At 35.0% G+C, this 3,816-nt stretch carries 6 protein-coding genes; all 6 read right to left on the reverse strand.

The features are described 5' to 3' along the window. Positions 1-201: 201 nt before the first annotated feature. Positions 202-666 carry an SMI1/KNR4 family protein gene (locus tag ACFIK7_RS00030; protein ID WP_273722002.1) on the reverse strand — a complete coding sequence of 155 codons (465 nt, stop codon included), beginning with the start codon at positions 664-666 and terminating at the stop codon, positions 202-204. 107 nt (positions 667-773) lie between these two features. Beyond that, the gene (locus tag ACFIK7_RS00035; RefSeq protein ID WP_375631731.1) at positions 774-1,238 is read right to left on the reverse strand and encodes an SMI1/KNR4 family protein; all 465 of its coding nucleotides are present in this window, start codon (positions 1,236-1,238) and stop codon (positions 774-776) included. A gap of 54 nt (positions 1,239-1,292) precedes the next feature. Beyond that, positions 1,293-1,874, reverse strand: a complete 582-nt coding sequence (locus ACFIK7_RS00040; RefSeq protein WP_273791575.1) for an SMI1/KNR4 family protein — start codon at positions 1,872-1,874, stop codon at positions 1,293-1,295. A 52-nt stretch (positions 1,875-1,926) separates the two neighbouring features. After that, a complete protein-coding gene (locus tag ACFIK7_RS00045; protein ID WP_273791574.1) occupies positions 1,927-2,514 on the reverse strand; it encodes an SMI1/KNR4 family protein in 588 nt (195 codons plus the stop codon). Continuing rightward, complete coding sequence (locus tag ACFIK7_RS00050) at positions 2,511-3,056, reverse strand: SMI1/KNR4 family protein (protein WP_375662703.1); 546 nt, start codon at positions 3,054-3,056, stop codon at positions 2,511-2,513. The genes ACFIK7_RS00045 and ACFIK7_RS00050 overlap by 4 nt, the downstream gene beginning before the upstream one ends. Before the next feature lie 21 nt (positions 3,057-3,077). Beyond that, on the reverse strand, positions 3,078-3,816 hold a 739-nt coding region (locus tag ACFIK7_RS00055; RefSeq protein WP_375662704.1), incomplete at its 5' end, for an HNH/ENDO VII family nuclease.

Consider the following 3,816-nt stretch of genomic DNA (forward strand, 5'->3'; position numbering starts at 1 on the left):
ATCATCAGGTGCATCCTCTGCAGTGCCAAAGTCGATAACATCCGGATACTTATTAATTAATTGTGCAACATCAGCTAAGGTATAGGTTTTCATAAGTCCTTCCCCCCTAAAAGAGATTAACAATTCTTGCATTTTTTGAAAACAAAAAAGAATGACGGCTTTAACAGTGTATTTCAAAAGGAAACCGCCCGACAAAAAGCGTCATTCCAAATTAGCTATAATTCTTTTACAGAGGAATTCATAGAAGTTACTTGCGTAATGCTCTGAATCTCCAGATGCAATTTCAACATAGAGTGGGCATTCACCATCCCGAAACTGAGAATAATCAAAATAAAATGACTCATCCAAATCATTTGTACAAACGACAAGCTGTTGTGGTTTTGCTAAACCATTTTTTATATCTGTTAAGTGATTGTAAACAATATCATCACTACGTGCAATCTCAAAGTCTATAAGATAAACGCTCATTATTTCTTCATAACCAATTTCTCCTCCTCCGTAATTTTTTAAAAAACTCTTGTAGGAAGTTGTAAACTGCAAACCGAGAGTTTTCTCTGCTTTTTCAATTAGTACATCATCAACTCCATCATCAGCAGTACCAAAATTGATACGATCGCTATACTTATCAACTAATTGTGCAACATCCGATAAATTGTAAGTTTTCATAGATTATCCCCCCTAAAAAATATTAACGATGCTTGCATTCTTGAAAAGAAAAAAATAATGGTGGTTTAACATTGCAATTTGGAAGTAAAACCACCATACAAAGAAATTTACTTCAAATTATCTGTAATCCTTTTACAGAGGAATTCATAGAAGTTACTTGCATAATATTGTGGATCCTTGGGTGGAAAATCAAAATAGAGTGCACACTCTCCATTCTGAAATTGAGAATAATCGAAGAAAAATGTCTCTCCAAAATCGGTTCTACTAACAATAAGTTGCTGTGGCGTTGCAAAACCATTTTTTCTATAATTTAAGTTTTTATAAACAATATCATCACTACGAATAATCTCAAAGTTTGTATCATAAACGCTACATATTTCCTCACCACAAATTTCCCCTCTTCCATAGTTTTTTAAAAAACTTTTATAGGAAGACGTAAACTGCAAACCAAGAGTTTTCTCTGCTTTTTCAATCAGTGCATCATCAACTGCTTCATCTGTAGAGCCAAAATCGATACTATCGCTATATTTATCAACTAATTGTGCAACATCATCTAAGGTATAGGTTTTCATAGATGATCCTCAAAACGTGCGTTATAAACGCTCCATATTTCCTCACTATCAATTTCACCTCTTCCATAGTTTTTTCCAAAAACTCTTGTAAAAAGGGATAGGTTGCGGAGTGGGAGTGTGCTCAATCTTTTCAATCGGTTGATCACCATCAGGTATCTCAGCTCCCACGCTTTCTTTAATTCTTTTGCAAAGGAATTCATAAAAATTACTTGCGTAATATTCGCAATCTTCAGATGGAAGCATGACATAGAGTGGGCATTCACCATCCCGAAACTGCGTATAATCAAAGTAAAAAGTCTCACCAAAATCTGTTCTACTTACGATAAGCTGTTCTGGTGTCGCAAAACCCCTTTTTCTATTATTTAAGTTGCGGAAAACAATATCACCAGCAGCAATACCTATTCCACAATCCCTATAAACGCTACAGATTTCATAACCTCCAATTTCTCCTCCTTTATAATTTTTTAAAAAACTCTTATAAGAAGATGTGAATTGTAAACCGAGAGCTTTCTCCGCCTTTTCAATCAGTAGATCATCAACTGCATTTTCTGCAGTACCCAAATTGATAATCTCATCATCATATTTATTCACTTTATCAATTAATACTGCAACATCAGCTAAGGTATAGGTTTTCATGGATGATCCTCAAAACGTGCGTTATAAACGCTCCATATTTCCACTATCAATTTCACCTCTTCCATAGTTTTTTCCAAAAGCTCTTGTAGAAAGGGATAGGTTGCGGAGTGGGAGTGTGCTCAATCTTTTCAATCGGTTGGTCACCATCAGGTATCTCAACTCCCGCGTGTACTTTAATTCTTTTGCAAAGGAATTCATAAAAATTACTTGCGTAATATTCGGACTCCTCATCCGCAAACATGACATAGAGTGGGCATTCACCATCCCGAAACTGCGTATAATCAAAGTAAAAGGTTTCATCAAGATCATAACTCACAACGAGCTGTTCTGGTGTCGCAAAACCATGTTTTCTATCGAGTAAGTTTTGGTAAACAATATCACCAGCAGGAATACCTTCCCCACAATCTCCATAAAGGCTATAAATTTCTTCACCACCAATTTCTCCTCCTCCATATTTTTTTAAAAAAACTTTGTAAGAGGATGTGAATTGTACGCCGAGAGTTTTCTCCGCCTTTTCAATCTGTAGATCATCCGTTTCATTCTCTTCATCATCTTCACTACCAAAATTAATAATCTCATCATCATATTTATTCACTTTATCAATTAATACTGCAACATCATCTAAGGTATAGGTTTTCATAAATCTTCCCCTGCGTGCTCTTTAATTCTTTTACAGAGAAATTCATAAAAATTACTTGCATAATAATGTGACGCTCCAGATGGAATCTCGACGTAAAGTGGGCATTCACCATCCTGAAACTGAGTATAATCAAAGTAAAATGTTTCACCAAAATCAGTTNCGACGTAAAGTGGGCATTCACCATCCTGAAACTGAGTATAATCAAAGTAAAATGTTTCACCAAAATCAGTTCTATTCACGGCAAGCTGATTTGGTTTTGCGAAACCATTTTTTATATCCGTCAAATGATAGAAAACAATATCACCAGCAGGACACTTATCAAAACTTGCGTTATAAATGCTAAATATTTCATAACCTCCAATTTCTCCTCCTTTATAATTTTTTAAAAAGTCTTTATAAGAAGTTGTAAACTTTACACCAAGAATTTTCTCAGCTTCTTCAATCCTTTCATTACTAACCGCATCCTCTGCAGTGCCAAAATCAACAATATCACTATATTTCTCAACCAACTCTGCAACATCATCTAAGGTGTAAGTTTTCATAATTTGTTCTCCTATAAATTGTTATTTTTTAATTTTTGTATCTTTCGGTTTATAACATTCAGCACATAACATCCAAAGTTCTTCTCTCAACTTTTTAAACAAATCTCTATCAATATCTGATCCCATTTCCTTAGGCCTATTATGAAGGATACGATGATATTTTTTATGAAACTCGTTTGTCACCATTGCTAGAGGACCATCATGTGTTTGCAATATGTGATGGAATTCAATGGATTTATCATCAAATCCTATGGGCGCTCTTCCTGCTGTCATCTTTTCAATATTTGTACCTTCTACTTCTTTCCCTTTTTCTATCCAAGTAACAATTCGGTAAGGATTAAACAGCTTTTCACTCTCATAAACTTCATATTTTTGAGTAATTATTTCTCCTTTGTGAGGTATTTCAAGCTCAAAAACAGTGGATTTTCTGTCTGACCATAAATGTTCTCCTTGTGTGAAATATTGAGTTTTAGCAATTTCATCTCTGATTTTTTCCGTTGATTGAGCAATGTCTTTTTCTGGATAAATATCTTTTATTTTATTTCTGACTTCTTCAATTGTCTGAGAAGCTTTGTTTCCTGTTTGCTCATGAACTGCAACAGCTTTATCGCTTATTTTTTCCGTTGATTGAGCGATGTCTTTGCCTGCTTTTGCAGCCGTTACCTCAGTCTTAGCAGCAAATTTAGCCAGAGCCTTTGCGCCAAGCTTTATGCCTCCCTTGGCTGCTCCAGCAACTCCTGTCATTAGGGATGCTGTTTCA

The organism is Bartonella sp. CL266QHHD, assembly GCF_042195355.1.
In the GTDB taxonomy this organism is placed as follows: Bacteria; Pseudomonadota; Alphaproteobacteria; order Rhizobiales; family Rhizobiaceae; genus Bartonella.